Annotated in this window: 15 protein-coding genes and 4 tRNA genes; 5 read left to right on the top strand and 14 right to left on the bottom strand. The window is 45.6% G+C overall.

All coding sequences use genetic code 11. From position 1 onward, the window contains the following. Positions 1-38 precede the first annotated feature (38 nt). The 5 genes from J2Z66_RS22895 to J2Z66_RS22875 form a co-directional block, all read right to left on the bottom strand. The gene (locus J2Z66_RS22895) at positions 39-1,250 is read right to left on the bottom strand and encodes an N-acetylglucosamine-6-phosphate deacetylase (protein WP_209974729.1); all 1,212 of its coding nucleotides are present in this window, start codon (positions 1,248-1,250) and stop codon (positions 39-41) included. A gap of 48 nt (positions 1,251-1,298) precedes the next feature. Next, the gene (locus J2Z66_RS22890) at positions 1,299-2,081 is read right to left on the bottom strand and encodes an SDR family oxidoreductase (protein WP_209974727.1); all 783 of its coding nucleotides are present in this window, start codon (positions 2,079-2,081) and stop codon (positions 1,299-1,301) included. Then, positions 2,078-2,917 (bottom strand): HpcH/HpaI aldolase family protein, encoded by an 840-nt coding sequence (locus tag J2Z66_RS22885; protein WP_209974724.1) that lies wholly within the window; start codon positions 2,915-2,917, stop codon positions 2,078-2,080. Before J2Z66_RS22885 ends, J2Z66_RS22890 begins: the two co-directional genes overlap by 4 nt. Before the next feature lie 679 nt (positions 2,918-3,596). After that, positions 3,597-3,761 (bottom strand): cortex morphogenetic protein CmpA, encoded by a 165-nt coding sequence (gene cmpA, locus J2Z66_RS22880; protein WP_209974722.1) that lies wholly within the window; start codon positions 3,759-3,761, stop codon positions 3,597-3,599. A 70-nt stretch (positions 3,762-3,831) separates the two neighbouring features. Continuing rightward, positions 3,832-4,185, bottom strand: a complete 354-nt coding sequence (locus J2Z66_RS22875) for a hydrolase/acyltransferase (protein ID WP_209974719.1) — start codon at positions 4,183-4,185, stop codon at positions 3,832-3,834. 107 nt (positions 4,186-4,292) lie between these two features. On the opposite strand from J2Z66_RS22875, the gene J2Z66_RS22870 reads away from it, so the two are divergent. The 3 genes from J2Z66_RS22870 to J2Z66_RS22860 all read left to right on the top strand — a co-directional run bounded on the left by J2Z66_RS22870 (position 4,293) and on the right by J2Z66_RS22860 (position 4,982). Beyond that, positions 4,293-4,766 (top strand): SprT family protein, encoded by a 474-nt coding sequence (locus J2Z66_RS22870; RefSeq protein WP_209974717.1) that lies wholly within the window; start codon positions 4,293-4,295, stop codon positions 4,764-4,766. 24 nt (positions 4,767-4,790) lie between these two features. Continuing rightward, positions 4,791-4,866, top strand: a tRNA-Asn gene (locus J2Z66_RS22865). 27 nt (positions 4,867-4,893) lie between these two features. Then, a tRNA-Ser gene (locus J2Z66_RS22860) sits at positions 4,894-4,982 on the top strand. 67 nt (positions 4,983-5,049) lie between these two features. Here the strand turns inward: J2Z66_RS22860 and corA are convergent. Continuing rightward, positions 5,050-5,985 carry a magnesium/cobalt transporter CorA gene (corA, locus tag J2Z66_RS22855; protein WP_245375764.1) on the bottom strand — a complete coding sequence of 312 codons (936 nt, stop codon included), beginning with the start codon at positions 5,983-5,985 and terminating at the stop codon, positions 5,050-5,052. A gap of 208 nt (positions 5,986-6,193) precedes the next feature. Here corA and J2Z66_RS22850 point away from each other — a divergent pair. Both J2Z66_RS22850 and J2Z66_RS22845 read left to right on the top strand, forming a co-directional pair. Next, positions 6,194-6,268, top strand: a tRNA-Glu gene (locus J2Z66_RS22850). A 38-nt stretch (positions 6,269-6,306) separates the two neighbouring features. Beyond that, positions 6,307-6,388: transfer RNA gene (locus tag J2Z66_RS22845), tRNA-Leu, on the top strand. A 278-nt stretch (positions 6,389-6,666) separates the two neighbouring features. Here J2Z66_RS22845 and J2Z66_RS22840 read toward each other — a convergent pair. From J2Z66_RS22840 to J2Z66_RS22805, 8 genes are all read right to left on the bottom strand, one after another. Beyond that, positions 6,667-7,647, bottom strand: coding sequence for a glycoside hydrolase family 43 protein (locus tag J2Z66_RS22840; RefSeq protein WP_209974715.1), 981 nt, complete (start codon positions 7,645-7,647; stop codon positions 6,667-6,669). 19 nt (positions 7,648-7,666) lie between these two features. Continuing rightward, positions 7,667-9,262, bottom strand: a complete 1,596-nt coding sequence (locus J2Z66_RS22835; protein ID WP_209974713.1) for an extracellular solute-binding protein — start codon at positions 9,260-9,262, stop codon at positions 7,667-7,669. A 54-nt stretch (positions 9,263-9,316) separates the two neighbouring features. After that, on the bottom strand, positions 9,317-10,198 hold the full coding sequence (locus J2Z66_RS22830) for a carbohydrate ABC transporter permease (protein WP_245375763.1): 882 nt from the start codon (positions 10,196-10,198) through the stop codon (positions 9,317-9,319). A 9-nt stretch (positions 10,199-10,207) separates the two neighbouring features. Continuing rightward, a complete protein-coding gene (locus J2Z66_RS22825) occupies positions 10,208-11,140 on the bottom strand; it encodes an ABC transporter permease (RefSeq protein WP_209974711.1) in 933 nt (310 codons plus the stop codon). Between the two features lie 47 nt (positions 11,141-11,187). Beyond that, positions 11,188-12,987, bottom strand: coding sequence for a right-handed parallel beta-helix repeat-containing protein (locus J2Z66_RS43875; protein ID WP_209974709.1), 1,800 nt, complete (start codon positions 12,985-12,987; stop codon positions 11,188-11,190). Positions 12,988-13,552: 565 nt separating this feature from the next. Beyond that, positions 13,553-16,342, bottom strand: a complete 2,790-nt coding sequence (locus tag J2Z66_RS22815; protein WP_209974706.1) for a right-handed parallel beta-helix repeat-containing protein — start codon at positions 16,340-16,342, stop codon at positions 13,553-13,555. Positions 16,343-16,470: 128 nt separating this feature from the next. Beyond that, a complete protein-coding gene (locus tag J2Z66_RS22810) occupies positions 16,471-17,991 on the bottom strand; it encodes a response regulator transcription factor (RefSeq protein WP_209974704.1) in 1,521 nt (506 codons plus the stop codon). Between the two features lie 7 nt (positions 17,992-17,998). Then, the gene (locus tag J2Z66_RS22805) at positions 17,999-19,780 is read right to left on the bottom strand and encodes a sensor histidine kinase (protein ID WP_209974702.1); all 1,782 of its coding nucleotides are present in this window, start codon (positions 19,778-19,780) and stop codon (positions 17,999-18,001) included. Positions 19,781-19,787: the final 7 nt, after the last annotated feature.

Raw genomic sequence — 19,787 nt, 5'->3', positions numbered from 1 at the left:
ATACATTCCATTATATCAATTTTGCAGCTTCGCCTACATTACAAATTTACAACCTCGCCATGCAGCAGCACTTTTCGAATCTCCACTTTATCTGTAACCAGCAGGATGTTGGCTATTTTTCCTTTGTCTATGCTGCCCAGCTCATGATCCATACCAATAACTGCAGCAGGGTTTAAGGAAGCCAGGCGGAATGCCTTAACGATATCAATGCCCGTATGCCGAATCATGTTGCGGACCGCTTTATCCATCGTAAGCAAACTGCCAGCCAAGTGACCTTTTTCATTAAAATTAACATCTGACAAATCAGGTCCATCTGCTTCTGCTTCTGTTTCTGCATAAGCCCGGTCAGCATCGCCAGGACGCACGCCTGCTGGGGTATCCATCGCATCTGAAATGATGATCACCCGGTCGATCCCTTTGGTTTTAAGAATCAGCTTGAGCATATTGGGCCTGACGTGATTTCCGCCTGCATCCGGTATAACTTCGGCATAAATATCGTCGTGAAGCAGTACAGCTTCATCTACGCCAAATTCCCGCGTCCCGCCCAAACGGCTGGGAGAAGGTGTCGTCCCCGAAGCATTCGTGCAATGGCAGCCAATACGCAGCCCTTGCGCTACAAAGCGGTATATTTGCTCTGCCGTGGCTTCCGAGTGTCCAACAGATAAAGCAATGCCATACTGGCTCGCGGCCTCCACAAAGCCCTCCTGACCCTCCAGCTCGGGTGCTAACGTCCACACCTTGATGTGTGATCCGGCGATCCGTAGAATCTCAGCATACTCCTCCGGGTCCACAGGTCTGATTGGGGAAGTGATCGCCCCATACTTAGGGTTAATATAAGGCCCTTCCATATGAATGCCAATGATAGCTTCACTATATATACGATTGGAATTTATGACTTCTACAATATCGGTTACACCTGTAACCATTTGTTCCTTGCTTTCATTGTAAGAAAGAGTAGGAAGAATAGCCGTTGTTCCGAATTTCAAATGGGCGCAGGCAAATTCATAAGGATGCTGATAAGCGAGCACCCCGCCGCCGCCATGGCAGTGAATGTCCACAAATCCAGGCACAATGTGAAGTCCTTCTGCGTCGATAATTTCAGCATCTTCAGGAATAGTAACTTCATCGTACGGGCCGCAATCGATAATGGTCTTTCCTTGAATAACAACAGCTCCACGCTCAATAACGCTCTCTGTGGTTACCAGCTTCCCATTGATAATGGCCTTTAACTTTTCGTTTTTAGGGTCCATAGCTCCGTTCGCCTGCTCTTTCTAATTTGGAATGCTTTCTTCTACATTTTACTTTGCCGTATAACCGCCGTCTACAGGAAGGTTAACACCAGTAAGGTAAACAGAAGCTTCAGAAGCTAAAAAAACGATGCTGCCCATCAAGTCCGTCTCATTAGCCATTCTGCCCAGCAGCGTCCGATCACTGTAGCGTTCCACGAAGGCCTCTGGTGTTCGATGGGATGCAAGCCCTCCAGGGCTTACGCAGTTGCAGCGCACATTTTTGGGACCATAATAACTGGCAACGAAGCGGGTGAAATTGATCATGCCGCCCTTATGAAAGAAATAATCCGGCACCATGCCATGAAAGCCCATATCCTTATACAACGTAGCATCCGGCCCAACCATGCCTTGAATGGAGCCAATATTAATAATCGAGCCTGAGCCCTGCTCCGCCATAATATCTCCAAACGCACGCGTTAAGGAGAACAGACCCGTTGCATTAATCTGCATGCTTTGGGCAAAAGCTTCCAGCGGATCGTTCCATGAGCCCATCGTCCTTGCCACCGCATTGTTAACGAGAATATCGATACGGCCATGCTCAGCCATAAGCTTATCGCGCAAGGCCAGTATGGATTCCTCATGCTCCTGATCCAAGTTGTGCGCTTTCACAGTTACTCCGCTTTCTGCGTAGCTCTCCTCCATAACCGGAAGTTGATCCAGGTGGCGGGACGTTATGTTCGTTGCAGCACCAGCCTGAGCCAGGGCCATAGCAATTTGCCTTCCGTACATGCCAGCTCCCCCAGTAACAAGAGCTACCTTACCTTCCAAAGAGAACGAATTCAGAATACTCACACAGTACCCTCCTCTGTTTTATCGGAATATACACTTGTAATGCTTTTGCTTTCAAGCTTATGCAATTGACCAATAATGTTCTGGTAATATTGGTTCAGCGCAATCACATCGGCACCAATACTAATAAAGCTGTAGCCCATCGCTACCAAGTCTTCACAGTTGCTTACCGCACCAACCGTTCCGGCAAATTTGCCATGTTTAAGAGCGAGCTCAGCAATCTTCTTGCGCGTCTCAAGCAGCAGCGGATGATCCATCTGGCCAGGAGCTCCGATAGACTGACTGAAGTCGCCGGGGCCAAAAAAGATCATATCCAGACCCGGAAGGGCAATAATAGCTTCAAGCTCATCCAGAGCTTCCACATCTTCAATCTGCAGCACATTAAACCGCTGCTCATTGGCCTGGCTCAGATAGTCCAGGAAATCTATATTACAATAAGCGCCATCTGCATTTCCGCCATCTACGGGTCTCAGACCGAGGGGGTGAAACTTCGTGCTGCGAATAACAGCCTTAGCATCTGCAAGGCTCATAATATGCGGCACCATGATGCCAGTAGCATCCATCTCCAGAGGCCTGATGTAATCGCTATAGCTTCCGCGGGCTACCCTGACAATCGTGTCAACGCCATGCACCTTCGCGGCCAAAATTTGTTTCTCCACCACAGACCAGTCATTCGGCACATGCTCCATATCGGTCCAAATACAATCAAAACCACTCATAGCCGCGATCTCCGCAGCTCTCGAATCACCTAAGTTCAGCTTCGTACAATAAGCTACTTCTCCAGCTCTAAGCTTCTGCAGCACGCGGCTAGGGCGCATTGAATAAGTTGTTCCCGCCATTATGTTATTCCTCCCAAGTATGAGTAGCTGGCTCTGCTTAAGCTCTAAATCGCTCGCTACTGTTAAGTCGTCTAATTCGTCTAAATCGTCTCTTATTGTGATACATCGTATCTAATTATTCCACTTTGATTATATCTTACTTTCTATAGACTGTAAATAATGAAAAGCATGCCTTGCGGCGTGCTTGGAGGTGCGTGTTCGTGACGCTTGTGTTAGGGGGAGGGAATGACTGTGGGCTCCAGCCGCTGTTAAAGATAGGTCCCCTTTATTAGACTTAGGCGGTAGGAACCTATCTTTAAATGCGGACGCTACCGCTCTTCCACCCACAGCCCTTCCCTCTTCAGCAACAAAGTGCAGAACACGCTACGTTCAAACGGACAGCAAGCAAGGTTTATCTCTGGATTGGAGGAGATTTCCTGGCTGACCAAGACGCTGGGACTGAAGAACGGCCCCGCCATCGTCTACAACCGAGTGGACCTACTACTTTAACGATGATTTTCATCGTTAAAATCCCTTATATCCGCCCATTGAGGCCATTCGTGTTCATATAACGATTAACCTGGAACACTTGCTTTAGTGATGAAAAACATCGTTAAATTGAAGCATACGCTCAGAGAAAAGCCAAAAAAGCCCCCCCAGGTTATGATACCCGAGGAGCCCTTTTGCTGCTTCGCTGCTGCTATTTAAGTTTATTTGGGTGTTCCGTCGTATGAGGGTCCATCCATTGTTTATTATCAGAGCTGCGCGTGCGGTAAAAGAACCAACTATCGTTCAGTAACCGGATTTGCCTTTTGTTCTTGTTCAGGAAAGCCCCCATGATTTGATTGCTGAGCCATTGCGGCATGTGCCCCTCCCCTTCCCGCTTTGAGTAGTATCAGCATATGGGAAAAAGGGCGCATAGGTGCAGGTCCTTGTTAAGCTTCTAACTCTTCTTCATACCACTGCTCCAGCTGTGCCTGAAGCGCTCTGATTTCTGTCAGCAAGGAGATCAGCGGATAGGCATCCTCACGAACCGCAACAAAGGTTTTCTCTAATAAATTAATATAATCAAGTCCATTTATAACGACGAATTCCGTACCTACAAGCTCCAGATCATTGCACTCAGCAATAACGTGGGGAAGCTGCGGGATGTTGGCGGCAGTAAGCTTTTCGAGCTCCTTATGCAATCTACGGTTCAGCGCGGTAAGCTGGTATGTGTAAGAGGACGGCATTTCTACAAATTGCAATTGATCGTGCAGCTTTAGTATCGCATATCTCATGGATGGCATGGTAGTATCTGGTTCCCCTCTCGTACAAACTTCTTTTATACTTGACAGTATAGCGGCTCTTGGGGTACAAATTCAAGTGAGAGCTTAAGAAAAGGTGGGTTTCTCCAATGAATGACGCAGAGCTGCAGCAGTGGGTGGAGCAAATATCACAATCATCGTTCGGTAGACCCTTTCTGCACCAGGCACGCTTTAACCGCAGACTGAGGTCAACCGGGGGGCGCTATTTTACCAAATCGCATGACATTGAAATCAGTGTACTTCAGCTGGAAACCTTCGGCAAAGTGGAAGTGGAGAAAATCATCAAGCATGAGCTCTGCCACTATCACCTCCATATTTTGAAGAGAGGCTATATGCACCGTGATCAGGATTTCAAGCTGCTGCTGAAGCAAGTCGGGGGCTCCCGATTTTGTCAGGCCTCACCGCGGGCTTCAACCAAGCAGCCTTATCGATACCGGCTCGAATGTGTAGCCTGCAAGACTGAATATTACCGCAAAAGGAAAGTCGACGTGCGAAAATTCGCCTGTGGCAAATGCAGAGGCAAATTGAAAGTATATCCGCTTGACTTGGACACCCATTCATGATAAATTTGAAATTGCACTAAACGTTCCCTGATAGCTCAGTTGGTAGAGCACTCGACTGTTAATCGAGTTGTCACAGGTTCGAGTCCTGTTCGGGGAGCCATATTATTTTCATTACTTGCAGTAATTTGGAGAGGTACCCAAGTGGCTATAAGGGGATCCTCTGCTAAGGGATTAGACTGCGTAAGCGGTGCGAGGGTTCGAATCCCTCCCTCTCCGTAGGTTAACTAGCCGGATTTGCAAGAACAAGAAGAAGTCGCTGCTGCAGCGGCTTTTTTTTTTGCACTTAGAACCAACGTTTCTTTTTAAAATAAATCCATGTGGAACCCCCAACAACGATCAGCAGCAGCAGCACGTAAACATACCCGTAATGCCACTCGAATTCAGGCATAAACTTAAAATTCATACCATAGAGACCAACAATGAAAGTCAGCGGAAGAAAAATCGAGCTAAACAGCGTCAAAGTCTTCATAATTTCGTTCATGCGGTCAGACTTCATGCTCATCTGCAGTTCCAGCAGTCCTGTCAACGACTCGCGAAAAATATCCAGGGAATCGACTACCCGCGAAATATGATCGAAGATATCGATAAAATACACATCATCCTCCTGCTTCGTGTACGGGAAGCTTTGATGGCTGATGGTGCCTAAAATCGCCCTTTCTTCTATAATGGTACGTCTGAGCTTATGCAGAGTGCGTTTTAGCTGGAAAACCTCCTGCGCGATCTTCATGTACGGATTTTTGTAAATGCCCCGCTCCATCTTTTCAACACGGCTCTCAATATGATCGACAATGTCGGTATAATCATCCACACAATGATCCAGCAGAGCATGAAGCATAACGCCCGGATGGCTCATCCTGCCTTCAATCTCCTTGCAATCCCGGTACAGATGGTCCAGAACAGTCAGCTCTTCCTTACAGACAGTAATCACATAATTCTCTCCGATGACGATTCCTATTTCTACAGGCTTCAGACTCTTGGTCACAGCAAAAAAGGTAAGAAAAAAGTTGTTTTTGTACTTATCCATTTTAGGGCGCTGATTCAGCATAACAGCATCCTCAACAAGCAGCGGGTGACAGTCAAACTCAGTTCCTAGAACTTGCTTCACTTCTTCAGGCTTTGGGTCCTGCATACGAATCCATACCACTTCATCCCCTTGAGGCACCCGGACAGGCTCCTCCCGGACCTTCCCTGTGGAAGGACAATACAGCAGCATATTCATCTTGCACCTCTTATTTCTATAATGCTCTCAGCATACCATAAAATACAGATACTCAAAATATCCGCGTAAATCACGGCTGACACGACCGATAAATCTTTCATTTTGCCAGCTATAAAAATATTATTAAATAATGCTTGTCATTCGTGAAAGAATGAAGTATAATGATTTTTGTCGCACAAAAGCGATATCCCTCAGATAGAAACAATGAGGCCCGTTGGTCAAGTGGTTAAGACACCTCCCTTTCACGGAGGTAACAGGGGTTCGAGTCCCCTACGGGTCACCATAAACAAACCGGAAGAGCAATTCATTCCGCATGGATGCGCGGTCGTGGTGGAACGGCAGACACACCATCTTGAGGGGGTGGCGCTCACAAGGCGTGAGGGTTCAAATCCCTCCGACCGCATCCCAGATTCAAAATCTTGACCCCCTTACTATGTGAGGGGGCTTTTGTTTATAGCAGATAGTCAATAATTCAATCTTCCTAACACCTCACCCCAAAATTTGGATTAAAATTCTTATCTTGGAAATAAAATGGATACTCAAATTTATAAGAGTCATCTTATATGTGGCTCTGTTTTCAATGCCCTATTTTGGATAGACGTATCCACATATTTAACAGTATGAAAAAGGGCTGCTCTCAAGGTTTATTAACCTTTTAAGACAGCCCCTGAATTCAAGTATTCATTTTCGAAACGTATTCAAATCCCAGCGATCCGCCCACTTGATTTCTATCCCATCATCCATAAAAGTGACAGGAAGCCATACATATCTAGAATCCGCAAGCTCCTCCGGCCACCATCGGTCAGCCATAAAAATAAAGCTGTTCTCCAATCCCTGGACAGGAAACACATACGTGCTCTGCGCATAGAACGTTTTCCGGGCATTCACTCCGCTTAACGGATTATCCTTGAGCTCCCACCGCCCCATCATCCGATCCGACTCGGCAACAAGAGCTGCATTGGGATACCACCCCGTACAACCCGAGGATAGCAAGTAATACCTCCCCGCATGTTTAAACACCGCCGGCGCTTCCCGGGACTGGTCGATGAACGCTTTCGTAAACTCACCATTCAAATCTGTATAGTCATCCGTTAGCCTCGATATGATCAGGGTTTTGTTCCAGTCAGACGAATGAATTAAATACGCCGTTCCATCCTCATCTTTAAATAATGTCATATCCCGGCTATCCACGCCGTTAGGGCGCTTGCTTCCCATATATACAAAGGGTCCTGCTGGATTGTCGCTTATGGCCACACCGGTTTTAGCCAACGTATAGTCCTCATTATCCACATGAAGCCACATGATGTACTGGCCAGTCTGATCGTTCTTCAGAACCTTCGGACGCTCCGCCACTTTTGACGGATGAAGGTCATGATTCGGATCATCGGAAATCGCAGGCAATGCGATGCCTTCGAATGTCCAGTTGTATAAATCGCTTGAAGAGTAGCAGGATATGCCAATTACGTCCACGCGCTGAATACCGATCCGACTTAGGCTGTTCGGGCCGTCTTTATTCTCACCATACCAGTAATACATACCGTTATCGAATAAAACACTGCCGCCATGCGCCTGAATAGGCTTTCCATTCGTATCCAGCCACAATTCGCCCGGCTGAAAATCCTCATACTTTATCAAGTCTGATAACTCCGAGTCTCGTATCATAAATGAACTCCCCCCAGATTTAGCGACCTTCCACCTGCGCCTGTTTATTCGTTGCTTCAATCACTTTCGTACCGCCTTTAGACAACCACTCTTCCTTGAAGGAAGCGAAATCCGCAGGAACATCCTTGGACTCCACAATTATCTTTACGAATTTTTCATTTACCAAATCATTCAGTTGGCTTGGGATACTCGGATCCAGTTCGTCCGGGTTAATGTTTAAGTAGGCTAACGGATTCGGAACGGCGAAGTCGCCTGTCGACTTGTTCATTGCGACAATTTCCTCTTTATTAGGCGTACTGTCGGCGAGGAAGTCCGAATTCCATGAAACCAATGCTTTTAATGAAAAGGCTTTGTCTTTTTTCTTATCTTCATCCGTCATGATGGGTATGATTTTATCTCCGTCTTTGCTGTAGTGGACCCCTTCAATGCCGTTCATCATAAGCTGCTGCCCTTCACTTGAGAGCAGGTAGTCCAACAGCTCCAATGCCTTTTTCTTTTTCTCATCCGGGATATTGGCATTAATGGACGTTTCCGCCCAGAAGTTATTGAAGCCATCCATCCGCTGAGCGCCTGTTTTCCCTACCAAGGTGCCTACCCATGTGAAAATCGACTTCGGATCGGTATCGGGATATGCCTGCTTGAACTTATCATAAAAATCATTATAGAAGGTCGCATTTGCGTTATGAAACATGATTCCGACTTTGCCCGTTATGAATTTCTCGATTTTCTGATCGTCTGTATTCATCATGAACTCCGGATCGAGAATTTTTTCTTTATAAAGCTGGTTCAGGAAACTGAGCGTATCTCTCGTTTCATCGGATATCACTTCAGGTGCCCATTGCCCATCTTTCTTCTCCCACCTATCCGTGCTCGTGTCGAAAGCGTTGAACAGTGGATATTGCCACCAAATCCCTCCGGCGCTGGAGGAATAACCGTACGTATCTTTCTTATTGTTGCCGTCCGGATCACCCTCGGCAAATGCCTTAGCAACCGCATAGAAATCATCGACCGTCTTTGGCAATTCCAGATTCAGCTTATCCAGCCAGTCCTTGCGAATCAGAATATTGTGCCCGCTCACCGCCATCTTGCCACTTCCGGATTCATTGAATATAGGAAGCGCATAATGCTTGTTGTCGGTTGTTTTAGCTAAATGTTCAAAGTTGGCCAGCGACGCTTTAACATTCGGATACTGCTCCGCGTAGTCAGAAAGCGGCAGGAGCATGCTCTCTTTAATCCACTGACGGTATTGAACCGGACGGTCAATGCCATAGGAGACAAAAACATCGGGCATCTCCCCTGAGGCGATCATCACGTTTAGCTTCTCTTCCCAGTCATTCCACGAAGCCGTAATCGGCTTCAACCGGATGTTGAGCTTCTCCTGCAAATACTTATAGATTTGAGAATCCTGCGCGTCAGCCCCCTCGAACATCCAACTAAATACGGATAATTCAACAGGCTTAGCATTTTCAACGACTGTTTCAGAACCAGGGCTTGCAGGTGGAGCAGACGTACCCGCTTCGCTTTTCCCATCATTACTTCCACATCCTGCAATAATCCCAACTAATAACAACACAATTGCTAGCAATAAAATGAGATTTTTCCTTCCATTCAACATGTTGTTCACTACTCCCCTTTAATGAATAATAAACGCATTCTAGTGATCTGACTATCAACTCTTGATTGATCCAATCATCACCCCTTTCACAAAGTGCTTCTGAATGAAAGGATATACAATGATGATGGGAATAACGGAAACCATCACAATCGCATTCTTAATGGTGTCTCCCAGCATGAATTCTTTACTTACGAAGCTGCCGCTGCGGGTCAATTCCATATTGTTATTAATCAGAACATCCCTTAATACCATCGCCAATGGCCAGAGATCCTTATCATTGAGGAACAGCATCGGAACATACCAATTGTTCCATTGTCCTACCGCGATAAATAAAGCGATGGTAGCCAGTGCGGGAACTGATAAAGGGAGAATGATCTGGAAGAACACTCTCATATAACCTGCCCCATCAATTTTCGCCGATTCTTCTAGATCAACCGGAATATTTTGAAAAAAAGTTTTGAGCACGATCATGTTGAACGTACTAAAAGCGGCAGGAATGATCATGACTGCCAAACTATTTACCATCCCAAGACTCTTAATCAGCAAGTAATAAGGTATAAGTCCCCCGCCAAAAAACATCGTGAAAATAATAAAAAGAAAAATAGCCGATCTGCCCGGAAGATCCTGTTTCGTTAACGGATAAGCCGCGATAGCCGTAACGAATAACTGATATAAGGTGCCGGCTACCGTAACGAATACGGAAACGATAACCGACATAAGAATCGTTTTCTTGGAAAATACATATTTGTACGCTTCAAAAGAAAAGTTTCGCGGAAAAAAATTAAAGCGTGTCTTAATCGCTTCCTCATACGGAAGCACGGATCCCACCAGAACATGCCAGAATGGGTAAAGCATAATGAATGCCATAACAATCAAGAAAATAATGTTCAACACATCAAATATTTTGCCGGCGACACTCGAAGATCGCACCATCATTCCATCACCTCAGTAAATGCCGTGGCCGTTCATTTTCTTGGCGGCGCTATTGACTACGATAAGAAGTACAAAATTAATCACGTTCAGAAATAATCCGATTGCGGTGGCAACGCTATACTGGCCTTGCGTTAACCCGATGCGGTATACATAAGTATCAATAACATCTCCGCTTTCATAAACCATTGGATTGTACATATTGAACACCTGGTCAAATCCGCCGTTCATCATGCTTCCGAAATTCAGAATCAACAATATCGATATGATGGGCAGCAAGCTCGGCAGCGTAATATGGACAATCTGTTTCCAGCGGTTGGCGCCATCTATCACGGAAGCCTCATACAGATCCGGATTAACGCCTGACAATGCCGCCAGAAAAATGATCGTCCCCCATCCGGTCTCCTTCCACATGCCCGAGATGATCAGCAGCGGCCGGAACATTTCATTGTTCGTCAGGAAATTAATGCTCTCACCGCCGAACAAAACAATAATGCTATTAACCAAACCCTCGTTGGACAACAGCGCGAACAGGATGCCCGAAATCGTCACCCACGAGATGAAGTGGGGCAAATAAATAATCGTTTGAATCGACCGTTTGAAAACCCTGTGCCTTACTTCATTCAAGAGAATAGCCAGAATAATCGGAGCAGGAAATCCAAATATGAGTCGCAATAAATTGATTTCGATTGTGTTGGTGAAAACCTGCCAGAACTTATCGGTCGCGAAAATTTGTTCGAAGTGCTTAAATCCTACCCATGGACTGCCTAAAATTCCTTTCGTAATCCAAAATTCTTTAAATGCGATTGATGCTCCATACATGGGGATGTAACTAAATATCAATAAAAACGTAACGGCAGGGAGCAGCATAAGATACAGCATTTTATATTTGACTATTCTTCTGCCCACATCCGTACCTGTTCCGGCTTTCGCCCCGATTGTCGCCATATTAATAGCTCACCCGTTTTCTTCTGCAGCCTGAATCGGCTGTCGTCTCAATTGAACCCGATATTATTAAGCAAATTCACATTCGTGCTAGTCGCATAATCGATATAAATATGATCCTCTGTTGTTGCAACCGTGGACAATCTTCTGTTGTTCTCGACCCAAACCTCGTTACAATGGCTTGCCATTAAGCTTCCCTGATAATATTCTCGATGGAGCACGCCATTCTCGTCTCCGTCGGCATACGATTTGAGCCTCCCTGCATTGGAATTCAGAATCGCATTATTGCGGATATATACCCTTCTGCACGATGACGCATAAACCGTTTGCTGCGGACAATTGATAATCGTATTATTCTCGATCCACACTCGGTCAAAAATTGCATATTGCGTTCTTCCCTTGACAAGATATACACCCATGTAAATAACGGCCATGTTCCAGTGATTCACATCGCAGCTGTCAATTAGATTATTGCGGATATGCAGATTGCTTACTCCAAATCCTTCCGACCAGCGGGACTCGGAACCGCACTCAATCTGGATCGCGGACCCTTGATTCATGAAGAAATGATTGTTCTCCACCAAGCCGTTGCCGGAATGTAGCAATATCCCTCTTGCGCGGTTATGATGAAAGAAATTGTTGCGAACGATATAGTTGCCGGAATCATATCTTCGATTAAAAAGTATCGCGCGTTCTGAAACCTCGGCAGGGATCGGTTTTTCAAAGGTAAGCGTGCAGCTGTTATACGCTTTATTCCATTCCACGCCTGCGATACGCCCCGTAATCCCGACAGGCGACAGATCTTCATTTCGAAACTCGATTTCGTCCCCTAGCGCAAAGGGATTACGCCATGCTAGCACACGAATTAAGCTTATCGTCCGATCATCGATTCGCTCGAAACCCTGGACGGAATTATCGTGAATGTTCAGGCAATCATCTCCGTTGTAGCTAAAATCGCAGTTTTCAATCATAAAGTAACCTAGAGAATTAGTGATATGGGAACCATCTGCTGTGACGGAAATGCAGCGCGTCGTTCCCGGCCGCTTCACAATTCTGCAATGTCGCAGCGCCCAATGGCGTTGATCACCCGATGCCATGAAAGCATGTCCTGGCGCGGAATAGATCGTTACATGCTCGATTTGCAAATGCTGATTGCTTTTAAGTTCGAAAGCGTTCGCGTCATAAATGAAATGGCGTACGATGTAAGTTTGCCCAGGATTCAGAAAGCGAAAATCCTCGGGGTTGGATAGCGCAATTCGGAACGTATTGAGATCTTGGCGACTAATATTCCGGAAATGGTTTGCATGGAATTCACGACCTAACTCGCAGCCTGCAGAAAGTGTCAGTGGGTTCATCGCATTTAATGTCCGTATGTTCAGATCATCGGGTACTTGCGCATACTCCGGAAAGTGTAGATCGAAATAAGTGATGTCTGAGGCCACTTCCCGTACTTGTCCAATGCTAGCCAATTGCCCGCTTTTCCAGTCCCAATCGACAGTGAAATTTTTGAATATTGTCCGTACACAATTTTTTATCGTAAAGAAGACTTTCACTGTAGAAAAGATGAATTCCGAACCTCCGCCATCGAACTGAAAATCGAGCATCCCTTCGAATCTAGGATGATTGCCATTATAAAATCGATATATTCCCGAAGGAACGACAAGCTCTGACGAACGTTCCCGTTTACAATAATCAATAGCATTCTGGAAAGCTTTTCCGTTACAATAGCCTTCCTCCGATCTAGCACCGAAATCAGCGACGCTAACTCTCTTATACCCACTCCATGTCGGAACATTGATGGAGATCTCAGACATGCTCACGGCTGTATCATCATCCTTTACGCGCTCCACTCACCTGCCTCCTCTCCCTATCCACGTCTGCTAACTCTCTTCCTATTTAGATTTTATCATAGGCGACCTTCCCGTAATATGTGCTGAGAATAGAACATTGGATGTAGTTTGTTACGATGTTTTAGGGCTGAGAAAAAACGCCTTGCGGCGTCCTTTGATGTGCGTGTTCGTGACTTGGGTGCGTTGCGGGGAGGGAATGGCTGTGGGCTCCAGCCGCTGTTAAAGATTTGTTCCCTGAATGGTATCGATGAGGAGGTAGGAACAAATCTTTAAAGGCGGACGCTACCGCTCTTCCACCCACAGCCATTCCCTCTCTTTAGCTACAATCACACGAATCACACGAACACCAAGCTCAAACGGACAGCCAGCAAGGGTTTTCCTCTTGATTAGAGGAAATTTCCCCGCGGGCAAAGGGCGCTGGGGATGAAGAAATGAGAGGATCTGCTACTTTTACGATGTTTTTCATCGTTAAAAGCATCACGAACCTGCCACGCTCTTAGAAATTTATACTTTCTGGCAGTTTTTAAAAAAATGCCCCGATCAGCGATCGAGGCGTCCTGCGTTCCTATTGTTCGGCGAGTATAAAATTATCGTAAAGCACAGTCGCATTATACGTTTCTAGCCCAATCTTCCCCTTGCTGAACGTAAAAGCAGGATCTGTTGCACTTAATTGAAGAACGCCATCCACATACATGTCCATTCGATTGCCGGTAACTTCAACTGACACGCGATAAGTCGTCCCGACGTTGATCGTATGAGCTTTCGAAGCCAGCACCGTCTGGGTTCCCGCTATCGTTTTCTTGATCTCAATCCCATGCATATTGCTGATAAAGACAAAATATTTATTGTTTGCATCAGTTAGCCGAAATACCAGATTCGCGAAACCGCCTCCTGCCGCCGCATTGCTTATATGAATATCGCTAGCTAGCGTGTAGTTGCTCCACGAGTCGGTCCCTGCCGTTGTAAGGCCTCCCGAATAGCCAGTCTGCTTGTATTTCTTACTGGAACTATCCGTTACAACCGACCAACTGCCTGATTGCACCGCCCATCTTCCTGTGGAGCCCTCGAAGTTATCGGATAACAAGTAAGTGGAATTATAGTTTACGATTGGGTTCCAATAGACCGTATCGTACAAATTGGTCGAATTCTGATTGACAACAAATCGTATCGCATCGCCCTTGATCACATCGAGCGTTAATGTAGGGGAAGAAACTGTTGTTCCGTAGATGACCTGTTGCCAGCCGCTCGCCGGCCAAATTTGCGCATTGTTTTTCAAAATCCTCACGTTTACGCCGTCCGCTCCCGCCCCCGTGTTCAATATGCGAATGGCTTCGTTAGACGAGAGCGTAATTTCGCCGTCCTCCGGCGCTAGCCAAGTTCTTACAGAATCGCTGCCATCCGGAGATTGCAGATTTTCACCGACCGTTAAGAAAGTCGAGCCGTCCCGCCACATTCTCCAAGGAGCGTAGTAATTTGCGAGTGGCGTGTAATTCGTGCCATCCCATTTGTGATAGTACCAAACCGGTCCCTGCGCGATCACCCCAACGTCCTTGAAGGCTTCAAACTTTCTTGTCAAGGCCGGAATGGTGCCGCTGATCGCGCTTGCCGGCGTTGTACCTGAACTAATATTGCCATTGTTGTCTTCGGCTTCGATCAAATAATAATAGGTCGTGCCGCTTTGAAGCTCTTGCCTATCAGTAAAACTTGCCGTCGTTGATTCTCCAACCATATTGCTGTAGGCAGGCGTAAAACTTGGAGTCGTTGATCGGTAAATATTATAGTGATTAAGTCCTGAACCTGCATCTGAAGCCGCCGTCCAAGTTATCGATATTCCCAAGCTTCCGCTATTCCATGTTGCCGATCCCCCAGATGGATTTCCGGGCGCCGCGTTATCCAATACGGAGACGGTGCTGCCCAGATCAAATCCTGTTGCGCTTCTCCATGCTGCCATCGTGCCGTAGCTGACCCCAAACCTTTCTGCTTGAAATGCCGTCCCGCTTGCCTGATAGAATCGATTGTCATTGATAAGATCAACCGGTGCACTTAAGCCAATATTATAAGCCGAAGTTCCCAGAATTCCGTTCGTCATGACAATCCGGTTATTCTGGAACGAATCTCCCGACCAAGAGTTCCCGGACGACGTATCTTTGCTGCTTAACGCGCTCGTATTCGCTTGATCCACCACGATTAAATTGTTTGCAACAATGAGATTTTTCAAGCCTGAATATCTTCCCGTATCCGCAGTAAAGTCGCTTAATGCGATTTGGCCCGTTCCGATCGAAGTTTCTCCGCGGTTGCTCTTCACTTTATTCTCAGTGATTCTTGAATTAATGTTCGCCATCGTCGTTACGCCGTTGCCTTTATTATCATGAGCGTAATTATATTGCACGTTGATATATTCATTAGACCAATCAATGTTTAATCCGGATGCATCATGCCCCGTATTACTATCGGACATATTGTAAACCTCGTTAAACATGACATCGACGTACGAGCTCGCGATCGGCCAAATTCCTCCCGGTCCCCAGGTAACCCCGGCACCGGTATATTGACCGGCATCATGAACGACATTCCATTTAATCGTACTATGATTTGAATTCCCAATGACGATCCCTTGATTTCCAAGCTGATATGCCACATTATTGTGAACCTTCACATTGCGGAACAACGCGGAGCTTTTATGACTATCCGATAATGTGCTATCCCAACCGGCTACTCCGATTGCTCTCCAACCCAAGTTATAAACTTCATTATTGCTGATAACGATATTTCGTGCGACTTCGCTATGCTTGTTTGTCGGATAAACCGCCGAAATCAGAATGCCCTCCGAATTGCTGTTAATGCCAGGCCCGCGGATCCGGTTTCCTTCTATCGAGATATTCGACCAGCTCCCTTCTACGTTATAAGTAATATCGATCGCTCTATTCGCCGTACTCGGGCTGGTCAGAGCATTCGTCGTCGTACACTCTATGTCCAATCCCGAAATGATCCATCCGCCCTCATTCGTCATGCTTACCACAGCCGGGGCCGAAGATCGAAGGTTTGGTTTGCTCCCGCTGCCATAGGAGGTAATTTGGATCGGATGCAGTGTCGTTCCTGAACCCCTCAAGGAAACGCTTTCATTCCAAGTGTCACCTGACTTCAATAATATTTTATCGCCAGGGTTAAACGTATGGGAAGAAATCTTCGCCAATGTTTGCCACGGAGTGCCTGCGCTCGTCCCGTCATTAACATCATTGCCCGTCGAACTGCTTACATAATAGGTCGTACCCGCTGCGAAAGCCCTGTCATCATGAACGAAGAGAACCATTGCTAGAATAAATGACAATGCAACATAGACACACTTTTGGGCCATTGGCTACTACTCCTCCTCAATGTTCAATTCAAATAGACGTGTCGTAAATTCCGTTGGAAGCCTCCATTCACCCTCGATTCTTGATAGATGTATTCATTGTGACATGGGCTCGATTGCATTTCTATGTGTTAATCAAAGAGATTTGATTGTAGTTTCTTGTGAACGATGTTTTTATTGTCAAAGCTCTGTTTGTACTCTAGCGGCGATTGGCCGAGATGTTTCTTGAATAGCTTGCTGAAATGGGCATAATCTTCATACCCGACTAATTTTCCTACTTCATAAAGCGATATATCCTCTTTCAATAGCGTAATAGCCGCATCAAGCCTTTTTTGAATGAGGAAATGGATAAAGCTTTGGCCCTTCTCCTGTTTAAACAGATGACTCAAATAGTTTGGGCTAATAAAGTACTGCTGGGCAAATTCTTTGAGAGATATTTTGTGTGCATATCGTCGCTCGATATCCTTAATAATCTCCTCAACGATTGGAAGTGTTGTTACCTCCGGCGGTTTCTTCTTATGCTCGTCAATTAACATCCTCATCTGTACAAGCAGATCATGTGGATTTCCATAGTGGAGGACCAGATCTTGGACAGAAATGGAGTCCTCAGCGAATGATTGGGCCGACGAAGAGAAGTTCTTGATCACCACGACAAAAAAATTATAGATTTCAGCAAGCCCACTTAAATGAATTTGATCTTTGGCGATTCCTCTATGCAAATCGAATAACGCCGCTTCCAGATGCTCAAGCTTTTTTGCTTTGCCTATCCGCTCCATGATAGAAGGCAATGCCGCGTTTACTCTCGGCCTATAGCGGTAAACGCCTATCCTGCGGTTCAAGCTTGAGGTGTCAGCCATCATATTCGCCTGGTTGTAATATTTCGCGATTTGACTGTCGGAGACGTTAGACACACTTATTCCTACATCCCATTGATGCTCTGCAGCCATGGCTAGTACGCGTTTATACAATGACTTAACCGTATTCGAATCCATGTCGGAATGACTTAATAAATACGTCCACTTGAGTGGACTTGCCATGGCACGAAAAAAGGCAACGTCATGCTCTTGCAGCAATCGATCCGAATTCAGCAAAGATTGCTCCGATATGGCTGTTTTGCTTTTAACGATAGCAAAGGCGTATCCTGCTCCACTTCTCATTTCAACGCCCAAACCTTTCAACAGCTTGGATACTTGCTGTACGGTTAATCCCTTCTCGATCATTTCCAAAAACAGCATGGAGTTGTGGTAGGTTTGAAGTACGCGCAGGTCACGATCACGTTCAGCTAACCGATTGCTGCACTTATTTAATGTATCCTGCAATTCCTGTTCGTTGACAGGTTTAAGCAGATAGGCAAAGCAGCCAAGCTCCAGCGCTTTTTTCGCGTAGCTAAATTCACTGTATGCGCTCATGAATACCATCAACGTATGGGGAGATACACGGTTTACGAAAGATAATAAATCCAGGCCGCTTTTCCCTGGCATACGAATGTCGCTGATCACGACATCGATCGATTGCCGTTTCAACAGGCTTTCAGCCATATGTACATCGTTTAATTTCGCTACAATTTGAAAGCCTAGTGCTTCCCAATCCACAATTTGTTCCATATCCTTCAATATCCATGGCTCATCATCAACGAGGATCAGCTTGTACATCGTTTACTCACCCTTTCGTTTTAAGCGGTACGCTGACCGTCACAACCGTGCCCCTATTTTTCCAGCTCTTGATGGATAGTCCATAGGGCTTTCCATAATAGATTTGAATTCTCTTATGAATATTGACTAACCCGATCCCTTGCCCCAGCCCTGAGGTTTCGGATGAACTCTTATTCATGCTTTCAAACTCTAGATGCATCCGCATCAAGCGTTCCTCGCTCATGCCGATTCCGTTATCCATCACCTTGATCAGCAATTGATTCTCCTCTTCGACAGTCGCATGGATGTGAATGATCCATCGTCCTGTCTTTCCTTCGAGACCATGAAATATGGCGTTCTCCACAAGCGGCTGAAGAATGAGCTTCACAATCGAATGGGCTCCGAGACCCTGATCAATGATTACTTTAAACTGCAGCCGTTCTCCAAACCTTATTTTTTGAATATCTATGTATCGCTCCAGATGCTCAAGCTCTTTGTGCAGCAGAACAAATTCATCCGTACGCGTAATGTAGCGGAAATAAGAGACGAGATTGTCAATTGCTACAGCTACCTCCCTCCGTGCGTTGGACAAGGCCATGCCTCTTATAGAGTGAAGTACGTTATAAAGAAAATGAGAATTAATTTGGCTTTGGAGACCGTTTAACTGAAACATTCGTTTCTCCATTTCCGTTTCATAGAGCTGCTGCTGTGATTGCAGCAGATTGTCCGTAAGCTTCTTGATTTCATTCATCATATTGTTGTAGTGGTCCTGAATGATTGTGATTTCATTCTTATAGCCGAATCTCAACCGGACATCCAGGTCACCACTCGCTGCACTATCGAAAATATCGGCCATCTTAGTGATGGGATGGGTTAAACGAATATTAAAGGAGATCGCGACCCAGATGACGATTAGAACCATGATCGCTATAGCCGCAATCACGATATACTGAATGATAGATGCCTTTCCCACCAGCTTATCCTCATTGATTAATGCAACGAACTTCCAACCCAAACTTTTGATCGGGAGTGACTGGTACAAGTAATTGATGCCGTTCATTTGAAAATCGATGACTTTGTGATCCTGATTCGCTCTAGCCTGGGCATATAGTTGTACAAAATCAGGATTATTAGTCGAAGAGCCAATGAGATCGCCGCTATCGTTCATAATATAGAGCTCTGCTTTATCCGCCAAATTCGCTGAGCGTAATATTTGCTGTATCCATTCCGTATCCAACAACAAAACGCCTATGTAAATTTCCTGCAGGTATCGGTTTGGAAGAACGGATTTAACCTTCCTGAACGCCAGTATGCCCTGGTCTTTTAAAAATGGAGGGGAAATCTGCAGCTTATCGCTTAGTCTGTTCTTATTTTGCATCTCTTTCAAATACGCAACCATAGGTTGCATAAGTAATTCTCCGGTTGATACTAAGCTGAAATCTTTTGTACTAATCATGCCGATGGAGTTCAAGGCAGGTTCCAGTGACAAGTACGAGTTTAAGTTTCTCAGCAAAATATCGGATTCCTGCCATGATTTATTCTCCAGCATAATGGCCTGAACGTTCCGGTTAAAGAAAATTGACTTTGAAAGCTGATCCATCCGGTAAAAATATTCGTCGAACCGGTTGTTAGTTTGCGTCACGAAAATATTAATATTATCGAGTGCGTTCTTTTTCATAATATTAATATAAGAAAAATAGCCCACTGTCCCTAGAAGGAGAATGGGCAAAACGGCAATACAAATATTTGTGAGGATCATGCGAAAGCTTAATCTATACTTCCTTGTATAAGATACCAGTTCTTTAAACATGAGGTCC

Origin of the sequence: Paenibacillus eucommiae (assembly GCF_017874215.1) — a bacterium.
GTDB lineage: Bacteria > Bacillota > Bacilli > Paenibacillales > NBRC-103111 > Paenibacillus_AI > Paenibacillus_AI eucommiae.
This window is presented reverse-complemented; position numbering and strand designations above follow the sequence as displayed.